The following is a 19817-nucleotide window of genomic DNA, read 5'->3' on the forward strand; positions in this document are numbered from 1 at the left end:
CGATGTAGGCGCGGCAGATATGGACACGCCTAGAAGTAATACGCTCATCAAGAATACATAGACCACTATCCTATTCATCCTACCCAGGTTTAAACGCTAGCATATCGCGTATAAATGTTTTAGTGAGAATTGAAAGCTCTCTTCAACCTATGTATCTCCGTTTTCTATAAACTGGAGATTTATAAAAAGCAATGTATGAACCCCTGACTTATTAAAAATGTTCAAGCTAAGGACTTCTCTATGCAAGAATGTTGAAAGAATGTTATCGGTGTAACAACAAGGGATTTTCCTGTTAGGCATTAAATATAATGAGAATTCTTTAAGGTGTGGTACAGGAAAGCCTTTAGCTTGAAAAGTCAGTTTTTATTAACTGTGACGTTTCCAGGGGTAGAACAACGTAAAGGAATAGATCGACAACAAGTATGGAGAGTATCCCAAGTAATCCTAGGCCAAGTAACGTTTCTCGCTGGAAGGCTGGGAGATTAGATGCTATTAGGGTTAGAGGCCATAATGCGTTGAATGCTCCGTGCAGTGAAGCCGCTGGTAAGACGCTTTTCGCATGACTTGTGAATAGTAGGAGTGGATATGTGAGAACTATGCCGAGAGGGATAAAGAACAGGAGCCCAAATATTCTACTAGCAGGGTAATTGTATCCTAGTAAGAGGATTGCAGGTGCATGCCACAATGCCCAAATCGTACCGATTATTATAGTGTTTTTAAGGTTAGGTGTGTAACCGAGTTGCTGGTACAGGTATCCCCTCCAGCCGATTTCTTCTCCAAGGGCGAAAAACGCGTTAATGGTTATGGCTGCTATATATGCATTGACTGTTACGGTCGAATACGCGATCTTTTCAGCAAGGTCTCGTAGATCTCCCTCCGTTAATTGCGGGAGCTGGCTTCCCAGGACTTCTCGTATTTTGTTTACATAAGAATTGAAGTCGAAGAGCCCTAGTGGCTCAGCTATACCGATGTAGACCCCAAGAGCAACATATACAAATAAGGGAGCAGCTAGGAAAAGAATAATGGATCTCTTGTGTATTGCCAAATGGCTCTTTAACGTCGACCACGCATTCTCACCGAGAACCCTGAGAGAGATAATGGTTGCTATAGTGACAATCCACATTCTGGAAAAAGCCCACAAGTTAAGTGCGAGACGGTGCTCATAGCCTTTCGTCGCAAAAAGAATGAAGTCGACTAGAAAAGCGAGGAGATAGGCTAGAAGAGTGAATAGTAAAACCCTCTTGAACGTCGTATTATCCATAAGTGATTCATGTATGCGTGTCCTGTATAAGGAAATATATTGCTTTCCCTGGGTTATTGAAAGATATAGTTTCTGTAAAACGAAAAGTTTAAAAATCTCTCGTTTATCATACGTGTCGGCAGGTGGTCTAATTTAATGAGTTGACTCAAAGCTTCCTTCTCGAGCGGAAGCCGATCAACCGAGGTTATAGTTCGACCCGCGCGTTCCCGTGACGCTGAGTGCATATTTCGTATTCACCTGAAATCGCTTGAGGGGCTCGACGAGGAAGACCTCGAGTGGTTCAAGGCCATGATTGGCGTTCGTTCGAGACGACGGAAAGTCCTAGTGGCAGAGGTTAACGGGAGGGTCGTAGGCTTCATAATTGCCTACAAGTACAGGGAGCTTGCTTATATTGACAGTCTAGCTGTGGATCCAGATTACAGGGACATGGGTATCGGGGGCAAGCTCATTCAGGCCGTGGAGGAGCTCTTAAAGCGAGAGGATGTTGAGAGAGTCGCGTTGAGCGTTAAGGAGGGCAACCTTAGGGCCTTGGACTTCTATCTTAAGAGAGGCTATAATGTGAAAGGAGTCATCTTGTTCCTCGCGGCAGATCCCTCACGTCTAGTCGAGATGCCTATGAATGCTTTTACACTAAAGCTTAAGAAGGCTTCCTCTATAAGGAGGCTTAAAAGCTTCAAGCCTACAACTTGGTGGAGCACGCTTACCGAGCCTGTAGACAGGATGGTGTATAAGAGGTACTCAACTGGTGAGAAGGCCCTGCTTGTTTACAGGGGTACCCGTGTAAAAGGGCTTGCAGAGTTCTCCATGGACGACGAGCTCTTCATAGACTATGTAGCTCTTTCTTCATATAGTTCTATCGACGCACTATGGGCCCTCCTTAACGGGTTACGCTCTATAGCGCTTCAATCTGATATCCATCTTATAACGATACCCGTTGACTCTACTAAGGAGAAAATTGTAGAAGAGCTCTACAAGGCTGGTTTCCGCGCACACAAGACAGAATATCTATTGGAAAAAGATCTTGGCGATGGCGGGCGTTAGAGAACACGAGTTATTTTTGTTCTACGAGGGAAAGTTATTAGATATGAAAGGTACTGTTCATTTTTGGCTGATTGCACTTAAAGCTGCCATGTGTAGTGGGTAAACTATTGGTGATGCGGTTAGAAGTGGGTGAGTCGCGTACTGTAGCTTTACGATGTCATAGGCTGTGAGGTTGCTCTGGATTGCAGCCGCTGCATAGTTAATCATCTCGCCAACGGATTCGGGCCCTGCAATTTGAACTCCTACAAGTCGTAGATCACCCTTCGAGAAGAGTGCTTTAAACTTTATCTTGTAGACTCCGGGAAGACTAGCTGGGTGTCGGTTGAGTGCCTCCACTGTGACGGCTATCACCTTCAAGCCGAGCTTTTCCGCCGCGCTCTCGGTGAGTCCCGCTGCAGTGAGGGCTGTTCCAGCGATGGTAGTGGAGAAGACTGGCAGTATTCCTTCGCAGCCTTTAGATGGATTTACCCCCGCTATATGCATTGCTGCAACTCTGCCCTCGAAGACTGCTAGGGTTGCAAAGTATGCACGGATGGGTTTCCCGGTGAAAAAGTCTCTTTTCTGGGCTATGTCTCCCACCGCGTAGATGTCAGGGATGTTTGTACGCATGAAGGAGTCCACGATAACGTGTCCCTGCTCGTCCAACTCAATACCGGCCTCTCTGGCTATCTCGGTATTTGGTGTTACTCCTACCCCGATAAGAACAGCGTCTGCATCCAATTGATCACCATTGCTCAGGAGTACCTTTTCAACTTTTCCGTTCCCTAATATCTCCTTTACCCCCGTTTTAAGGTGAAACTTTACTCCCTTAGCCTCTAGATTCTTCCTGGCGATTTCTCCGAACTCCTTGTCAAAGGAAAGGGCCAGAGCCTCGTCTAAAACCTCAACAACGTGTATTTCACGACCCTTTGCCAGGTCATCCGCATACTCCATTCCAACGAATCCCGCACCTATTATCACGATGCGTTTCGCATTCTTTAATACCTCTAGGGCCTGAGCTAGAGGTTCTCCTTCCTTTGATATGAGGACGACGCCCTTCAAGCCTATACCCGGTATGTTTAGCTTCGCGGGGCTTGTTCCCATTGAAAGAACTAGCTTGTCATAGTTGATCTTCCTGCCGCTCGAAGTTAGCACAAACTTCTCTTCTGGGTTAATCTTGACGACTTCGTCTATTAGGAGCTCTGCGCCGGAGCTTGTAAGTATTGAGTCAGGGATAAGGCACCCCTCTAATGATCCTATAGTCTCTACAATGTATGGTACGGAGCAGGGCACGGGTTGTGACTTTGTCCTCCTTATTACTAGGACCTTAAGGTCTGAGCGGAGTGTTTTCAGTGCAAGGGCTGTTGCAAGCCCACCGGCACCTCCACCAACAATTACAACGTCGTATCTTTTAGTTGCCATATGGCATCGTTGGCTTGAGCGTTTTTCCGTATTAAGGCATTTGTTAATACATCATGTTACATATCGCTGAATATACTCCTGTGGGCGAGCATGATTAGAACAGTGATATGTAAGCTTTTACTAACGGCTCATAGGCGAAGCTTATATTTTGGGAGGCTGAATTAGTACAAGAAATAGGTAATGAAGCCAGGAGCTACAGACGTCAGAACCATTGAAGAGTTAGAAAAAACCTTCAGGGGGAGCGAGGAGCTAGCACGGAGGTTAGCCAGAGTCATCCATGAAAGGTTTAACCAGGCAAGGAAAGTACTCGGACTTGACAGCATCAAGATTATGAACTTCTGCGGCACTCACGAGTGGACTATCGTTCATTTTGGCTTGAGAAGCTTGATGCCGAAGGGGCTAGAGCTCGTAGCTGGACCCGGGTGTCCAGTCTGTGTTACACCTTCGAAATACATTGAAGATGCTATAAGGCTGTCACTTGACGGTATCCGCGTCTACACTTATGGAGACACCTACAAGCTTCGCACAATAAATGAGGTACGTGGCGTCACGTCTCTTGAGGAAGCTAAGGCAATGGGTGGTGACGTCAAGCTTGTGTTGAACATCCTTGAAGCTATCAAGGACTCGAGGAATGATGGAAAGGAGGCTGTTTTCCTAGGTATAGGCTTTGAAACGGCTGCTCCAGCATACGCTCAGGCCGTTCTAAGCGGTAAGATGCCCGATAACTTAAAACTTTTAAGCCTGGCTAAGCTGACGCCCCCCGCAATGTTTTACGCTATGGATATTCTCCGCGAAAAGCCACCAGAGCCCCCCGTTATGGGGGTCATCGCACCGGGACATGTGTCGACTATAACAGGTGCTAAGGCATGGGAGCCTGTGGCCGAAAATTACTCTGTGCCCGTTGTGGTCTCAGGGTTTGAGCCCTTGGATGTCCTGTTGTCCATAGCCGAGATCCTCCGGCAAATTATTTCACGAGAAGCGAAGGTGAAGATCGAGTATACGAGGGCGGTCACCTGGAGCGGGGATTTAAAGGCGCAGGCTATGATACATAAAGTATTCGAAACGGTTGACGATGCTTGGAGAGGTATAGGCTTCTTCCCGTTAAGCGGTCTAAGGTTACGCGACTCTTTCGCGAGGATGGATGCTTTCAAGCAGTTCGGGATCAAGGAGATCAGGCCAGAAGAGTGGAGAAAGGACACCCCGCCGGGTTGCAGGTGTGCGGAGGTGACGCTCGGGAAGGCTAAGCCCACAGATTGCCCCATGTTCTTAAAGAAGTGTACACCCGAAAAGCCTTATGGTCCATGCATGGTTTCCCTCGAGGGAACGTGTGCTGTATGGGCGAGGTTTGGTGGTGGGGGAGTAGCAGATGAAATCGCCAGAGAGCTAGGATTGTAAATTTTTAAGACGAATATAGTTTAATGAAAAAATAATATTAGCTTGCTATACATAATTAAAACCAGGAGAAAGGTATTGAGCCTAGCTCAGCCTCCAGAGCCTGTAGAGATAAAGTTGAGAATATCTGAGCTTTACAAGGCTCTAAGTAAAGAGCTCGGCAATAGAGCTCTGGGCTTAGCCGTGTGGAGCGGAAGCATGCTCGCCCGATACCTGTGGGAGTACTGGGGACCAGAGCTTAAAAGGCAAGGAATCTCCTGGCCGCGCTTCCTCTCATTCCTGAAGTCTTATACTGGTCTAATCGCGAGATGGGCTATAGATGGGAGCCTCTCCTGGGAACAGCTTACTGAACAGGTAGCGGAAGGTCTGAGAGGGAGTAGGAGAGTGGGGTTGGATAGGTACTTTTCCCAGCCTTGATTGCTAAAGCTATACTTTTTTGACGAAGCTTACGATCAGCTGGTCATAAGTGTCAGGAGTATATATATCTACGAGCGAGCCGCTCTGCATCCTAGCCACTCTGTCACAATACCATATTAGCTCAAGGTTGTGAGTAACCATTACAATGGTTATGCCGTACTCCTGGTTTAATTTCCTGAAGACATCCATGATTACCTGAGAGTTCCTCGCGTCTAGGTTCCCCGTGGGCTCGTCCGCGAGAAGTATCCTAGGCCTTCCGACTATAGCTCTGGCTATGGCCACTCGCTGCTGCTCTCCCCCACTCAACTGGGTAGGGTATTTAAGCGCAGCGCTCTCAAGACCCACCATTCTCAAGGCTTCTAGAGCCATTTTCCTCCTCTCATCCCTCGGGATTCCTTTTTTAATTAAGGGCAGTTCGACGTTCTCGATCACTTTCAAGCGGGGAACCAGGTAAAACATCTGGAATACGAAGCCTACGATCTCGTTCCTGTATCGGCTCAGCGACTCATCGCTCCTGAGGCTAGAAATCTCCCTCCCAGCGACTATTATTTTCCCGCTGGTAGGCCGGTCGAGACCCCCTATAAGGTGTAACATGGTGGTTTTTCCGCTACCACTTGGCCCCACTATTGCAAAAAACTCTCCTTGTCTCACGCTCATTGAAACATCGTTTACTGCAATTACGGGGCCTGAGGCGCTATTGTATATTTTGGATACATGCTCAAGGATAATTATCTCACTCATACCTGAGCGCCTCCACAGGGTTAAGGGAAGCCCCTCTACGTGAAGGGATATATGCTGCGAGCGCGTTCATGAAGAGAGGTAGAAGTGACGAGAGAGCCACGACGCTTGGCGTGAGCGTCAGCCCTATTTGAAGGGTAAACATAGGTATTTTTACAAACATTGAGAGAATCAGGGCAAGTGAGAGACCTATCACTATTCCAATTGCCGATATTATGATAGCCTCGAGAAGGAATATTATGAGCACGTCCAAACTCGTGTAGCCCAGCGCCTTCAATATGCCTATCTCCTTTGTCCTCTGAACAACACTGATTGTTGTGCTGTCAAATATCCAGAGGGCTGTCACACCCATGCCGACAGCCGAGACCAATCCGATGAAAGTCTCAAGGGCTCCTACAAGTGCCGTGAACTGGCTCACCATGGAAGCCGCAGAAATTATATTGGATCCGGGAGGGGCAACCGCCCTAACTTCCTTTGTTATCTGATCCAGCCTTGATAGATCCCCAACCAATATTATAACCGCTGCATAGTTTCTAGTGTTGGAAACATAGGTAAAGTAGGTGGATGGATCCATGTATATATAGGCAGTACCGCTCATATGCCCCACCGAGCCCCCCATCATGCTTGAAGACTGAACCATGAGACCTGAAACCACTAGCTGGATGCTCTTTGACTTGATACGTACCACGAGAGGGGAGCCGACGTCCAGGATCCTTTGCCCCGTATTCGGGTCACTCCAAAGGTTGTATGATACGAGTACGCCTAGCCCGCTCGGCTGTGTAGACCCCTCAGCCACTACTTGACGCATATCTGAGACGCCAAGGAAATCGGGCAGGCGTTGAGGGTCTATAGCCACCAAGGTGACTGGTTGCTCGCCGGAAGATGTGATCGTAACACCGGTAGTAGTTGCAAGTCCAAAGGCGTCCTTCACGCCGGGTATCCTTTTAAAGTAGGCTATGTCCGCGTCGCTGAAACCTCCTGTATACCCGCCTGTCACGATTATACTGTTAGCGGCTATTGTCCTCTGAAGCTGTTCCACAAAGGTTTTCTGAAAGCTCTCGCCTATTCCCAACGCTAGGCTCAGGGCTAGGACAGCTATTGTGACCCCGATTATTGCGCCGATCGCCCTTCCGCGTTTCTCCTTTAGACTTGTGAAAGCCAAATAGAAGTACTCCGAGAATCTCAACTCCCGGCACCCTTCTTTGACCTACGCTTATAAAGGTAAACGCCCAAAGCGACTAATAGGAGGAATAATCCACCTAGGAGCAACGAGGTGGGGTTGGCGGAAGTCCGGGGCGAGCTGGTTGTCGACGCGGAGGGTTTAACTACCTTGACGAAGGACACACGTTCCGCAGAGCCCTTGTTACCATAGGCATCAACGTATGTAACCAGGAATCGAACCTCGTAGTCGCCTTCTTTTAGTGCTTTGAACGAGAAAGGTACGCTCGTCAGAACCTGTGGGTTTAGCTGGCCAAGGTAGGTGTAAAGTGTCCTTGACGAGACGAGGCCTTCACCAGGGTATGCTGAGACGTTTACGGCGTAGACCGGGTAGGTTCCGTCGTTTATGAGGCTCAAGGCAAACACAACGTTAGAGCCCACCTCAACTGTTTGAGGGACAACCTCAATTGACGTGATGGTTACCGACGACCTTTGAAGAATGAATAAGGTGAATGATCCCTGGGTGTAGGTTAGGCCGCTGCCAGGCGTGTTATATATTGCTTGGTAGGATACAGGTGTGCTCGTTGAGGCGGTGCTGGGTACCTCTACCCTTACAGGGAATGTCTTGATCTCACCGGGGTTTAAGTCTCCAATCCCCAGTACGGAGGGTGTAATTGCCAAGGGAGATCCCTGAAGGTTGAGTATGACCTGCAGGTTTTTCGCGGTGATCGAGCCGAGATTTACCACCCTTAGCGTTATCTTGTTTGTCGCCCCGGCGGTAACTGTTGCAGGATCAGGGATCACTATTATGCTCTGACCCTGGGTAGCGTAAAGCGGTATGTTGAAGGTAGACGACCTTGCATTACCCGTACAGTCTACGTATGATAAAGTAACTAATAGCGCTGGAAAGCTGGATTGTGGAACAAGCTGCAAGGGTATACGTATCCTTGAGCCTCCTGCAAGTAAGCCGACATTATAAGATAATGGGACAGTAATGTTTAACAGGGTTACTCCCTGACCATTTATACTCACAGTGACATCTCGCATGTCAGAGATCCCCTGGTTAGCGATCTCTATCACAGCGCTGTTTATGGTATTCATGTAAACCATTTGAGGACTTACGCTTACTCTCGGATCGGTGAGCCAGCACGCAACAAGCTCCGTGTTTATCAAAGTAGATCCTCCCATCTGGGTGTTCATACCATAAGCGTCATCCCAGCTATCCTGCCAGCTGACAAGTATCCCTACCGGGCAATGAGTCGTAGCGTTCGTACCGTCAACCGTGAAGGTTGCTATCTTTGTCGTGCCAGGCCTCCAAGACCCTAATAGGACTGGCTGACCTGAAAGCACAGAGGCGTTACACTGTGGCTGAAGTGAAATGCTTGAGCCTAAAAGGGTATACCTACCGTAATATGTTACGGCGACAGTAACTGTCTTTGTAGTTCCTGAAAAGTCCACTACGCTTATGCTTTCTATCGTGAAGATATAAGTGGCTCCAGTCCTAGTGCTAGATTGTGAAGCTTGAGGAATAGGGGCAGAATATACCCCTTGTACGGCGATAGTTGAGAGGATAATAAGTAGGAATACGGCTGGGCGGCTCACCTTACCCTCCCTGATGATGTTTTTCCTCATATCGGACACCGATACAAGCGACGGTAGATTAATAAATCTTATGGATTTGAAGCCACGTTCTCGAGCTCTTTCATTATCCTCATCAATTTCTCCTTAGCTTCTTTGTTTAGCTTGTTTTGTGCAACGTAATCCTTTAGGAAATCAACATAGCCTTCTATCACTCTGATCACATCCTCTATTGTGGCCGGTTTAATTCCGAGACCACACTCCTCGACTTCAACGAGGCCTTTATCCGTCAAGCTGTATACTTTTTGTCCATTAACAATAGTGTGCTCTATTAGGCCCTCATTTTCGAGTTCACGAAGAAGAGGATAAACACTTCCCGGAGAGGGCCTCCATAATCCACCTGTTATAAGTTCGACTTGGTTTATTATCTCTATCCCGCTCATGGGCCTGTTTCTCAATAGAGTCAAGACTAAAACACGCAAGGGGTTGCGAGCAAACCTGGTCAAATACATGTGCATCGTATATCGGTTTCCGATACCGATACTCATTTAAAAACGTTCACTGGGATAGCTGTTAAGAGTGTAAGGGTGGAGCTGAGTGCTTGCAGTTGAAGCGAGAAACATCTCAAAGACTTTCATAAGCCGTGAGCGTTCCTCATTTTACAGGGGTAGAAAGAAGGTCGTCGAGGCTCTGAAAAATGTCTCGTTTGAGATATCTTCTGGAGAAGTTTTCGGCCTTCTGGGTCCCAACGGAGCCGGTAAGACAACCATGATTAAGATCCTAAGCACGCTCCTATTGCCGGACTCGGGTGAGGCTTACGTCAACGGATACGATGTAGTTCGAGAGCCGGAAAAAGTCCGTGAAAGCATAGGTGTAAGCCTTTACAGTGACCGCGGCTTCTACTGGAAGCTCAGCGGCAGGGAAAACCTCCTCTACTTTGCAAGTCTTTACCATCTTGAGCCCGGCTGGGCTAAAGATAGGGTTGATGAGTTGTTATCTCTACTCGGCCTTGAAGAGGACGCTGACAGACTAGTCGAAGAGTACAGTACGGGTATGAAGTCTAAGCTCAACATCGCTAGGGCATTGCTTCACGACCCCCCTGTACTCTTCCTAGATGAGCCGACAATAGGCTTAGACCCGAACTCTGCTAGGAAGATCCGGGAAATCATCTTGGAACTAAAGAAAAAGGGCAAAACAGTGCTTCTGACAACACACAACATGTTTGAAGCCGACATGCTGTCAGACCGAGTTGCCATTATAAATAAGGGAAAAATACTGGCGGTCGGTTCTCCCTCAGATCTGAAGAGAAGAATATCAAGCAAAAGCATCCTTGAAATAGAGTTGATTGGAGTTAAAGATAATGGTGCATTTGAAACCCTGAGAGGTCTTGATGGGGTGGTTAGCATGGCTCATCAGTGGCTTGACCCTTCAGCGGGCAGAGTTGATTTAAAGGTAATACTCGACGAGAAAGGGTCACTGAGAGAGGTGCTCGAACACCTACTCAGGACCGACAATAAGATGCTTAGTGTGAAGAGTATAGAGCCCACTCTCGAGGATGTATTTGTTTATTACACTGGTGAAAGACTTGAGAGCCAGGCCTAGGTTCCTCTACGCAGCCTTGTTTATCAGCATCTTGATGAAGGAGACGAAACTGTTCACACGCTATGTCGGCAGCCTTTTCACGATTATGGCTATGCCATTCATGATGTCATGGCTCTTCATGGGTATAGGCTATGCTGTGGCCGGATACTCAGCCCTGGACAACTTTACCGTTAACACAGGGGTCAAGAGTCCACTATTGTACTTTACCCTAGGGGGAGTCTTGATGATATCTAGTATGATCATGGTGGAGAACATGTCTAGTGTAATTCGTGAGGAACAACTCATGGGCACCTTCGAACTACACTACCTGACCCCGAACAATACAATTCTCGTCTGGATATTCCACGCGGTAGCACAGTCGATTCTCATCCTAATAGTATTCACTATCGACTTGACAGTTGTCGTCGCACTACAGGGCTCGCTATTAAGCCCACTCGACTGGCTGGTTGCTTCCCTAATTATATTACTCGGTCTTCTCCCCCTAGCGGGTATAGGCTTAGCGGTGGCAGCTCTCACTATGAGGTTTAAGGAAGTATGGGCTGTTGCAAGCACTATTAATTCTTTCATAGCAATGTTATCGGGATTCTTCTACCCGTTGGAAGTCTTCCCTGGCATAGTCAGGCTTGCCGCCTCTCTACTGCCAACTACACATGCGTCTCAGCTTCTCAGGCAAATAATTCAAGCGTCAGCCACCAGCCTTGACTTCCAACAAAAAATTGCAATCATGCTGGGACTTAGCCTACTCTACTTAATCCTGGGGAGGTTTGTATATGAGAGATGGGAGGTCGAGGCTCGTAGTAAGGGAGAACTCGCGAAATACTAGGTTCGTTAAAGGGCCTAGAGCGCTACTTGTAGAACTCTCATGGGTGTCCAGAGTAGCCCTGAAGATCTACCTTAGATACCCTGCCTGGATCATAGCTGACATCATAACTGCGCCCGCGTGGCTCGTTCTCTTAATCTTCCCGGTTTTGATGTTTCTACCCAAAAGTCAATGGAGCAGCCCCCTCGTGTTAAACTCTTTCTTATGGGCTATGATCCTCTGGGACATAGTCTCATATGGCCTATGGAGCTTCGGTATGGCTATTCGCCGAGAACAACAAATGGGTACTCTAGAGTTTATCTACCTGACAAACGCGAACAGAGTGTTGATTTTCGCTAGAAATATTTTCGCACGCATCATCAGCTTAACCTTAACGATAGCCTATACCTACGTTTTCTTCAAGCTTCTCTTTAACATTCAGGTCATCATCTTTGACCCGCTTCCAGTCCTACTCGTACTTCTCCTTGGACTATTCACTTCGATGGGCTTCGGCCTCTTATACGGGGCTCTCGTCTTACGTTTTAAGGACGCGGGGCCTTTAAATAACATCCTTCAATTCATAATACTGGGTATCTCGGGAGTTTTTTACCCGGTTTCCAGCCTGCCGGAGAGTCTTCGTGTTGTCTCGATGATCCTGCCCTTCACCTACGTCTCTGAAATTCTCAGGTATCACGCGTTGGGGATGCCTACTTTGATCCCCGTCAAATGTGAGTGGATAATACTTGTATTGTCGACGCTCCTCCTAAATATGGCTGGATTTATTCTACTTAATCTAATCGAGAAAAACTCAAAGAAAACGGGTGAGCTAGCCAAATATTAAGGCCAGTAGAGTTTACAGACGTGCCTACAGTATTCCCGTAGAACATCTCCAAAGTTCTGAGCGTTAAACTTTAGTTTTGAGTAATCGGATGTGAAGTGTTTGTTTAATGACTGCACGTTTCCCGTATAAGCCAAGGAGACACCAACTAGAAGTAGCCAAGATAATATCAGAGCAGATTAAAAGAAAGAGCATAGTTTTAGAGGCTCCCACGGGTTTCGGTAAGACACCTGTAGTAATACATGCATTGCTCCCCTTCCTGGAGAAGGGTGGAAGAATTGTATGGGCTGTGAGAACGGGTAGCGAAACTGATCGACCAGTGGAAGAGTTTAAAGTTTTCAGGGAGAAAGCTGGTGTTAGGCTAGTTGCTCTAGGTCTCCGCGGTAAAAAGGATATGTGTCTCCTTGCCAAGCGATTCGGGGAGAATCTTGACTATTCAGAGGTATCATATATTTGTAGCCGCGAAAAGAGTAGGTGTCCCTACTATAAAAAGCTAAGGGAGGGTGTTGATCTTCAACTTCTAATAGATAAAGGCGCCTTAACCTACTCCGAGATATATAGTTCGGCGAGTGCTATTGGCGTATGCCCCTATTTCCTCCAGCGTGAATTACTACGAGTTGCAGACGTTATCTCATTGAGCTACAACTACGTTGTTGATGAAAGTCTGAGCTGGAGTGTCAAAGGAGTCTTTCCCTTCAAGGAGTCCATACTCGTAGTAGACGAGGCCCATAATCTTCAAAACCTGAACTTAGGGGGAGATACGATAACAGAGGGTACTATGGAGCGTGCTTACAGGGAGGCTGAGGAAGCAAAGGACGAGGAGGTCGCTGAGTTTATAGAGGCTGTACACCGAGAGGTTCTCACGCGTTACGGTAAACTAGAGGAAGAGGAAAGCGATATCTTCAGCCCGGAATCACTTCTACCCGGAAATTATGAGAGAATGCTTGTGCGTGCACTAGAGTTAGGAGAAAGAATTAGGGAGAAGAGGTTCAAGGAGGGGAAGAGACCTCAGTCGAGTTTATACCATTTTTCTACCTTCTTTGAGACGGCTCTGAAGCTTCAGGGAGTTGAGGGCATAGCCCACATAGTTGAGAAACTCAATGGACGAATCTACCTCAACATATGGGACATGCGAGCTGGCGAGATACTCTCAAGCGTGTGGAAGTCATTCAAGCGTGTCATCTTTATGTCTGGAACCCTGGCTCCTGTGGAGGCTTTTGCGGAGACGATTGGTCTCAGGGACTATTACGTTATTACTGTTCCTAGCCCTTACGATGAGACCAACGCATCAGTTTATTTAGTCAAAGACCTCACAACTAGAGGAGAGGAGCTCAGCATCGAGATGGCTGACAAGTATGTTAAAGCCATCGTGAAGACTCTTTCAAGGATAAAGCGGAACACAGCGGTCTTTACTGCAAGTTACAGAGTGCAGTCCAGGCTCGTCCAGGCCGGTCTCCTTGATAAAGCCGAGAGTCTGGGCTATGAGGTTTTCCAGGAGAGACGGGACATGACGGGCGTGGAGGCATCAGAGATGCTCCGAAGGTTTAAGGCTCTTGCGAATACCGGGAATGGTCTTTTGGTTGCGCCAATGGGGGGACGCTTTGCTGAGGGAGCAGATTATCCTGGCGAGGAGCTTATGTGTGTTTTCCTGGTAGGCATACCCTTCGAAAGACCCACGACAAAGACAAAACTGTATATTGAATACTACCAGAAGCTTTACGGCGAGGAAAAAGGACGCTTCTATGCGTACGTTTATCCAGCGATAAGAAAAGCATCTCAGGCTTTGGGCAGGGCACTCAGGGGACCAAGAGATCAAGCCGTGCTGATTCTTGGAGATTACCGCTACCAAAACTATATAGCCTTGTTCCCTGACTATGTGCGCGAGCTTGCTCGACCCATTACTCACGACCGCCTCGATGCGATCGAGCCCCCGTGGGATCGGGTGAAACTGTAGGGTGTGAGAGATGGCTAGCCCGGAAGAATACGCTGTATCGCAGGAGGCTGAAAAGCTTGCTGGGAGAGCCCTAGCAGAGATAGCGGCTGAGGCACTTGAGAGAGCCTCATTTATTGGTCTTCCGATAGACTTCTCTGTAACAAGCAACCGAGGGGTTGCTGTACATTTTAGGGGTAAAAGAGCTTTCTTCCGGGTGGTTGCGGTAGCTAATCCTAGTAGAGGGTATACTGTGTGCCTTAGACGCTACTTGAGTGATTGTGGAGAGATCGGAGTTGTTCGGGCTCCAGGCGAGGTACAAATCCACGTTACAAGTATACCGACTTACTTGAGCTCCCCAGGAGAGCTATACAATGGCTTCGTTGCTGATGTTTGGAATCGACGCTTCCTCTCTGTACTGAATGGTAAAATGGAGAAGATTTCCTTTGAGGAAATTCCCAGTAAGCACGGACAAATCCTTCTCCGTGAAGTCGAGAATATGGGCGTATCCAGCATCATAAGATATTATTTTTCGCCCGACACACTCGACTATGCTTTTGGCATATTAGAGCTAAACCTGCTTCCGGTGTGGCTCAACAGTCTGAGCGAAAGCCTATCTGTTTCCGAAAAAGCCGCTATGAAACTTCGCGAATTCTTGCGATCTAAGGCTCATTAACCAAAAATCATATTAAGAATATTAACTATCTCAACCCGATGGAGAAAAAAACAACCCTTGTGCTTTTAGCATTAATGCTCTCTTATTCTCTCATCGCCGCCTCTCAACCCTCATTACCAGGAATCCCGTCGCTATCACGGGTATCCGTCTCCCCTGACCTGGGCATGGGTAAACCAGCTATAGTCTTACCGGGAAAGAGCTTCTCGTTCAAGCTAGCCGGCACGCAGGACCAGCCAAAGACAGGTTACATATGGTCTGTCTTCCTAAACGGAGAAAAACTAGTGGTTGCAAACTACACCGTAACGGTCTCCTATTCGAGCGGAGTCGTAACAGTAACGATTCCCGGCGACGTTAAGCCTGGCCTCTACGATCTTGTACTTGTAGGACAGTCTAAAACAGAGATTCCTAGGAGTGTATGGGTCTACGACACTTCCAAGACGACGCTTAAAATAGTACACGTAAGCGACCAGCACTACGGGGCCGGACAACCTGACGTGATTGTTGGCGACATGAACAGGCTGGCGGGCTACGTTATGTCGGGCCTTCTTGGGCCAGACTTCATCATTGACACAGGTGATATAGCTGACACAGCCAGCGAGCAACAGTATAGATGGGCATACTCATATGAGCTCGCCTTTCTCTACTCGTATCCTATTCTAGCGATCCCGGGAAATCACGATACTCCTCCTGACGCATGGCTTGTGTACTTCGGGAGCACGACATGGTATAGGGTTATAGCGGACAAGCTACTGATAATCGGGCTATACTCGTACGAGCAGGGCTACCCGACTTTGGAGCAACTACGATGGGCTGAAGGACTGTTAAAGCAGTATTCCCAGATACCAGTAAAAGTGATACTTGTTCATCACCCCGTATTCTACTACCAGGGCGAGTTAAAGACAACCTACGATGACGCAAAAGTGATAGCGCCATACGATCCAGAGAAGAACCCGAACTCCCCAATATACTCCTCTTGGAGCGGGAATATGAACATCACCCGGTATTTCCTGAAGATAGTTGAGGAAAACGGCGTTAACTATGTCTTGTCTGGACACGTGCACAGAGACCTTTTTGTCAAGTATACCAGTACCCGCACAGGCAAGACTACGTACTTTTTAACGATAACTACCCTTGGCATGGGCTCAGCAATATACGATGGGCTAGACTTCTACTTGCTCGACCTCAAATCTGGACTAATAGACTTCCCCGTGAAGCCTCCAACCTTCATAGGCTTCGCAAACGACTCAAGTAAGCTTGCACAAAACTCCATCCCTGTCGGAATCTATCCGCCTAGAAATAACCTTGGCGTCTCAAACCAGGTGTTTACACCCACATCCTTGTATCAGTGGCCGCATGCATACGTATTAACACTTGAAAACAAGCTAAACTACCTCAATTTGGAAAACACCATGGTCTGGTGTCTACCCTGGAACGGTGACTTCTCGGCAAAGGTAATTGAGTCAACTGGAGGCTCACTCTTCAGCGTCACAGACAAGTTAGTGATGGGGGACAAGCTCTTCCTAGCTGTTAGAATAAAACTCCCATATCAGAGTAAACTCGTCGTAGCACTGAACAACGCCCCTGATACCACACCTCCAACTATAAATCTAAAAATGCTTATACCTGAGAAACCCGTGCCTGGAGCCTCCTTCCAGGCATACATAAGCGCGGGCGACGAGGAATGGGGTGTAGCAAACTTCACGGCAAAACTGGTAGTAGGAAACAATGAGTATGCACTAAGCCCACAACTCTATACTCCCGGGACGATTCTTGACCCCTTGAAATCCCTGACATTTAAACTCCAAGGAAAAATCCCTGAAAACGCTGGCGAAGCTAAACTCGTAGTAAAGGTCATAGACTATGCTGGCCACGAGACCACAAAAGAATTTACCTTGTATTCAGCACAGCAGGCTCCGCCGTCTCAACAACAACCATCACAGCCATCGCAGCCAACACAGCCCTCACAACCACAACAACCAACACAACCATCACAACCCACACAGCCGACACAGCCAAGCGAAGCCAAGCCTGAATCCTTGAACTTTGCAACAATCCTGCTTGGAGTCCTAATAGCTGCAGCCCTCTTTATACTGTTGCTGGGTCTCACGAAATACACTAGGAGGAAAAAGTGAAAAGGTAAATTTTATAAGTTTTTTTAGCCCTATCATCATCGATGAAAACAGAAAAAACATTAATCATATTACTGTTCTTGATGGCAATTATTGCTTTCTCCCACAACATTTCCGCTCAGCCAGTTATCGTTGCCGCCGATTTAGGTCACGGTGAAAGCAACAAATATCTAAACTATATAATGGGGAACATAACCTTCGTAACATGGAAGATTATAAAAGAGCCTATAACCCCCTCAACACTAAAAGACGTTGATATACTATTACTGGGGCAACCTACAGTCGCGTTCAGTCCAGACGAAATCGCAGCAATTAAGGCATGGCTTAACACAGGCAACAAGGTTCTCTATGTAGCAGGAGACAGCGACTATGGTCCTGGCGGTAAAACAATACTCCAGCTAAACGACCTCCTAGCAGGAATAGGAACAAAGCTCAGGCTAGAGCACGGGGCTGTCTACAGCGATAACCCTGACATGACAGCAAAAGCCTATTACAGAATGCTCACATTCGTAGAGCCCGACAACTATCCTGGCCTCAGAACCGATCTTCTGAAGAGAGATATAACCCTACCCATACTCATGCATGGGCCAGGCTGTATCATCTGGCAGGACGCCCAGGGCAAATACCATGACCCTGTAAAGGAGACATTTCCCGGATTAATACGTCTCGTTTGGGCTCATAAAAGCTACATGGGCGACAACACTCCCCCGACTCCCTATGTCTACGACCTCATGAGTTACGGCAAGGGAACAGGTGATCACGACTTTGTCATGTATGCCGCTGAATACTGGCCTGACAAGAACGTTCTCATAGTTGTCTCAGGCGAAAGCATTTACGGCGACTATGAGCCTGCGTGGGCTTCAAGCTATTACGGTAAAGATTTAGACGGCCCAACATTTGTGACCAATCTCTTCAGGTGGTGGGTATACGTGTTAACTGAGGCTCCGACCCAAGCCGCAATCGCACAACTCGCACAGAATACACAAGCAATGGCTGGAACAATTAATACCCAGGCTAGTCAGATCCAAGGGCTCAAATCAAGCGTCGACAGCCTATCAAGCAAGGTTGACAGCCTGACCAGCTCACTTAACTCCCTAACAAGTACTGTTAACACGCTGATGATAATTTCAATAGTGGAGGCCATACTTGTCCTAGTAGCTCTCGCGTTAGTATTCCTCCACAAGCACAAGACTAGTTAAGTAAAACTTTTTCTCGTATATTTCTTATATGGTAAGCCAGGTTAAGGATTTAAGCAACATATATGCTGGATACTCGATAGTGATATAAAATGAACAAGAACATCGTTATTTTAGCCGCCGTGGTACTTCTTATCGGAGTTATTGGAGCCGCTTTCCTGTTCCTACAAAAACCACCCGTTCAGCAGGCTCCGCCGTCTCAACAACAACCATCACAGCCATCGCAGCCAACACAGCCCTCACAACCACAACAACCAACACAACCATCACAACCCACACAGCCGACACAGCCAAGCGGGGTCACGCTCTATGTAATCACAAGGCATGAGCAAACAATTCAGGATCTCACCAGGAGAATGTTCCTTAACAGTAACGTAGCTAAAAAGTACAACATTGTAAATATAGTATTCTTGCCTGTGAACGCAGAGCAATGGCCTGAATACATCAAAAATGCAGTCTCCAAGGGTAGGGGAATAGATGTAGCGTGGGGCGGAGGCCCTACTCTCTTTAACCTTATAGACGAGCAGGGACTCATTGAGCCTGTAGACGAGAATAAGATACCCGAGTTTAGCCTAGTCAAGCAGGAGCTTGCAAAGATACCCAAAACTATCGCAGGGGCCCCAACTTATAAGGTGGGAAACGACGGCCTTATCCATTGGATAGGCGCCAGTATAAGCAGTTTCGGCTTCACGGTAAACAAAGATCTCTTAAGCAAATACGGGCTACCCATGCCAAAGAAGTGGTCAGATCTCGGGAACCCTATCTACGCTAAAAACCTCCCAGCAGTACCACTTGTAGGCACAGCTGACCCAACGATGAGTACAAGTAACACTAGAATGTTCGAGATCATTCTTCAAGCATACGGATGGGACGCAGGCTGGAAAGCATTAACACTTCTCGCAGCTAACGCTAAGATTTACAGCGGTAGCAGCGACGTCAGAGATGCAGTTATAAGAGGAGACATAGCTGTCGGGACAACAATAGACTTCTACGGCTACACTGCACAACAACAAAACCCTGCCTGTCTATACATCATACCCAACGGTGAAAGCATAGTAAATGCCGACCCAATAGCCGTACTTAAGGGTGCAAGCCATCCAAGGGAGGCGGCGGTTTTTGTCGCCTGGGTTCTCAACGAGACCGGAGGGCAGCTAGTATGGCTTGACCCGAATATTAACAGGCTTCCGATCAACCCGAAGGTCTTTGATACTCCACAAGGAGCTCAGAGACCTGACTTGAAGAAAGCCCTTGAAGACGTGCAGAACGCTGGTGGAATCAACTTTAATGAGACGCTATCCTCTCTATGGGTTACTGCCGTCGTAGACTACTTTAAAGCAACACTTGTAGACGCGCACGACGACCTCCAACCCGTTTGGGCTCAGATCGCCCAGGCATACCTCAACGGTAAGATAACTAAGGACCAATTCAATAAGCTTGTTGACTCTCTAACTGCCCCAATAATATTCACTGACCCATTAACAAAGAAGAAAACTACATTCACCATCGACTACGCAATAAATATCAGCAACCAATTGGCTAATAACCCCTCAATATACCAGGACTTGATGAATCAGTGGCGCGAAGGGGCCAGACAAAGATACCTCAATACACAATCACTTCTCAAACAGATGACCGGCTCCTAGAAAAAGAATTCCCCTTTT

At 47.5% G+C, this 19817-nt stretch carries 17 protein-coding genes; 11 read left to right on the forward strand and 6 right to left on the reverse strand.

All coding sequences use genetic code 11. The features are described from left to right. Positions 1-343 precede the first annotated feature (343 nt). Entirely contained in the window at positions 344-1261 is a 918-nt protein-coding gene (locus ACP5KC_RS01665) for a CPBP family intramembrane glutamic endopeptidase (protein ID WP_428286764.1), read from the reverse strand. A 237-nt stretch (positions 1262-1498) separates the two neighbouring features. Here ACP5KC_RS01665 and ACP5KC_RS01670 point away from each other — a divergent pair, with 237 nt between their 5' ends. Then, the gene (locus ACP5KC_RS01670; protein WP_257719679.1) at positions 1499-2302 is read left to right on the forward strand and encodes a GNAT family N-acetyltransferase; all 804 of its coding nucleotides are present in this window, start codon (positions 1499-1501) and stop codon (positions 2300-2302) included. A gap of 57 nt (positions 2303-2359) precedes the next feature. On the opposite strand, the gene ACP5KC_RS01675 is transcribed toward ACP5KC_RS01670, so the two are convergent. Next, positions 2360-3703, reverse strand: coding sequence for an FAD-dependent oxidoreductase (locus ACP5KC_RS01675; RefSeq protein WP_424737841.1), 1344 nt, complete (start codon positions 3701-3703; stop codon positions 2360-2362). Between the two features lie 180 nt (positions 3704-3883). On the opposite strand from ACP5KC_RS01675, the gene hypD reads away from it, so the two are divergent. Together hypD and ACP5KC_RS01685 are read left to right on the forward strand one after the other, a co-directional pair. Then, positions 3884-5098 carry a hydrogenase formation protein HypD gene (hypD, locus tag ACP5KC_RS01680; protein ID WP_273434256.1) on the forward strand — a complete coding sequence of 405 codons (1215 nt, stop codon included), beginning with the start codon at positions 3884-3886 and terminating at the stop codon, positions 5096-5098. Positions 5099-5173: 75 nt separating this feature from the next. Then, on the forward strand, positions 5174-5512 hold the full coding sequence (locus tag ACP5KC_RS01685; protein WP_273434257.1) for a hypothetical protein: 339 nt from the start codon (positions 5174-5176) through the stop codon (positions 5510-5512). A 9-nt stretch (positions 5513-5521) separates the two neighbouring features. Here ACP5KC_RS01685 and ACP5KC_RS01690 read toward each other — a convergent pair whose 3' ends face one another. Genes ACP5KC_RS01690 through ACP5KC_RS01705 form a run of 4 tightly spaced genes read right to left on the reverse strand, consistent with a single transcriptional unit; the run spans position 5522 to position 9504 of the window. Beyond that, positions 5522-6253 (reverse strand): ABC transporter ATP-binding protein, encoded by a 732-nt coding sequence (locus tag ACP5KC_RS01690; RefSeq protein WP_273434259.1) that lies wholly within the window; start codon positions 6251-6253, stop codon positions 5522-5524. Next, positions 6246-7436, reverse strand: a complete 1191-nt coding sequence (locus ACP5KC_RS01695; RefSeq protein WP_273434260.1) for an ABC transporter permease — start codon at positions 7434-7436, stop codon at positions 6246-6248. The genes ACP5KC_RS01690 and ACP5KC_RS01695 overlap by 8 nt, the downstream gene beginning before the upstream one ends. Next, positions 7433-9040, reverse strand: a complete 1608-nt coding sequence (locus ACP5KC_RS01700; RefSeq protein ID WP_428286765.1) for a COG1361 S-layer family protein — start codon at positions 9038-9040, stop codon at positions 7433-7435. The genes ACP5KC_RS01695 and ACP5KC_RS01700 overlap by 4 nt, the downstream gene beginning before the upstream one ends. Positions 9041-9078: 38 nt before the next feature. Then, positions 9079-9504 carry a PadR family transcriptional regulator gene (locus tag ACP5KC_RS01705; protein WP_428286766.1) on the reverse strand — a complete coding sequence of 142 codons (426 nt, stop codon included), beginning with the start codon at positions 9502-9504 and terminating at the stop codon, positions 9079-9081. A gap of 79 nt (positions 9505-9583) precedes the next feature. Here ACP5KC_RS01705 and ACP5KC_RS01710 point away from each other — a divergent pair, with 79 nt between their 5' ends. From ACP5KC_RS01710 to ACP5KC_RS01745, 8 genes are all read left to right on the forward strand, one after another. Then, positions 9584-10588, forward strand: a complete 1005-nt coding sequence (locus tag ACP5KC_RS01710) for an ABC transporter ATP-binding protein (RefSeq protein WP_273434267.1) — start codon at positions 9584-9586, stop codon at positions 10586-10588. Continuing rightward, positions 10572-11411: an ABC transporter permease gene (locus tag ACP5KC_RS01715; RefSeq protein WP_273434268.1), complete on the forward strand. Its 840-nt coding sequence runs from the start codon at positions 10572-10574 to the stop codon at positions 11409-11411. Before ACP5KC_RS01710 ends, ACP5KC_RS01715 begins: the two co-directional genes overlap by 17 nt. Then, positions 11359-12228 (forward strand): ABC transporter permease, encoded by an 870-nt coding sequence (locus ACP5KC_RS01720; protein WP_273434270.1) that lies wholly within the window; start codon positions 11359-11361, stop codon positions 12226-12228. Before ACP5KC_RS01715 ends, ACP5KC_RS01720 begins: the two co-directional genes overlap by 53 nt. A 106-nt stretch (positions 12229-12334) precedes the next feature. Then, positions 12335-14179, forward strand: coding sequence for an ATP-dependent DNA helicase (locus ACP5KC_RS01725; RefSeq protein ID WP_052883660.1), 1845 nt, complete (start codon positions 12335-12337; stop codon positions 14177-14179). Positions 14180-14189: 10 nt separating this feature from the next. Beyond that, a complete protein-coding gene (locus tag ACP5KC_RS01730) occupies positions 14190-14831 on the forward strand; it encodes a hypothetical protein (protein ID WP_428286767.1) in 642 nt (213 codons plus the stop codon). Between the two features lie 38 nt (positions 14832-14869). Continuing rightward, positions 14870-16963: a metallophosphoesterase family protein gene (locus tag ACP5KC_RS01735; protein ID WP_424740067.1), complete on the forward strand. Its 2094-nt coding sequence runs from the start codon at positions 14870-14872 to the stop codon at positions 16961-16963. 41 nt (positions 16964-17004) lie between these two features. Next, a complete protein-coding gene (locus ACP5KC_RS01740; RefSeq protein ID WP_424740064.1) occupies positions 17005-18159 on the forward strand; it encodes a hypothetical protein in 1155 nt (384 codons plus the stop codon). Positions 18160-18248: 89 nt separating this feature from the next. Beyond that, positions 18249-19799 (forward strand): ABC transporter substrate-binding protein, encoded by a 1551-nt coding sequence (locus ACP5KC_RS01745; RefSeq protein WP_424740062.1) that lies wholly within the window; start codon positions 18249-18251, stop codon positions 19797-19799. Positions 19800-19817: the final 18 nt, after the last annotated feature.

It is taken from the genome of Infirmifilum sp., assembly GCF_049970975.1.
Lineage (GTDB): Archaea > Thermoproteota > Thermoprotei > Thermofilales > Thermofilaceae > Thermofilum > Thermofilum uzonense.

Excerpts from the sequence above, each read along its gene's own strand:
- ACP5KC_RS01735 (WP_424740067.1), top strand. The coding sequence starts at position 14,870 with ATGGAGAAAAAAACAACCCTTGTGCTTTTAGCATTAATGCTCTCTTAT.
- ACP5KC_RS01705 (WP_428286766.1), bottom strand. The coding sequence starts at position 9,504 with ATGCACATGTATTTGACCAGGTTTGCTCGCAACCCCTTGCGTGTTTTA.
- ACP5KC_RS01700 (WP_428286765.1), bottom strand. The coding sequence starts at position 9,040 with ATGAGGAAAAACATCATCAGGGAGGGTAAGGTGAGCCGCCCAGCCGTA.
- ACP5KC_RS01730 (WP_428286767.1), top strand. The coding sequence starts at position 14,190 with ATGGCTAGCCCGGAAGAATACGCTGTATCGCAGGAGGCTGAAAAGCTT.
- ACP5KC_RS01675 (WP_424737841.1), bottom strand. The coding sequence starts at position 3,703 with ATGGCAACTAAAAGATACGACGTTGTAATTGTTGGTGGAGGTGCCGGT.
- ACP5KC_RS01690 (WP_273434259.1), bottom strand. The coding sequence starts at position 6,253 with ATGAGTGAGATAATTATCCTTGAGCATGTATCCAAAATATACAATAGC.
- ACP5KC_RS01720 (WP_273434270.1), top strand. The coding sequence starts at position 11,359 with ATGAGAGATGGGAGGTCGAGGCTCGTAGTAAGGGAGAACTCGCGAAAT.
- ACP5KC_RS01725 (WP_052883660.1), top strand. The coding sequence starts at position 12,335 with ATGACTGCACGTTTCCCGTATAAGCCAAGGAGACACCAACTAGAAGTA.
- hypD (WP_273434256.1), top strand. The coding sequence starts at position 3,884 with ATGAAGCCAGGAGCTACAGACGTCAGAACCATTGAAGAGTTAGAAAAA.
- ACP5KC_RS01745 (WP_424740062.1), top strand. The coding sequence starts at position 18,249 with ATGAACAAGAACATCGTTATTTTAGCCGCCGTGGTACTTCTTATCGGA.
- ACP5KC_RS01665 (WP_428286764.1), bottom strand. The coding sequence starts at position 1,261 with ATGGATAATACGACGTTCAAGAGGGTTTTACTATTCACTCTTCTAGCC.
- ACP5KC_RS01740 (WP_424740064.1), top strand. The coding sequence starts at position 17,005 with ATGAAAACAGAAAAAACATTAATCATATTACTGTTCTTGATGGCAATT.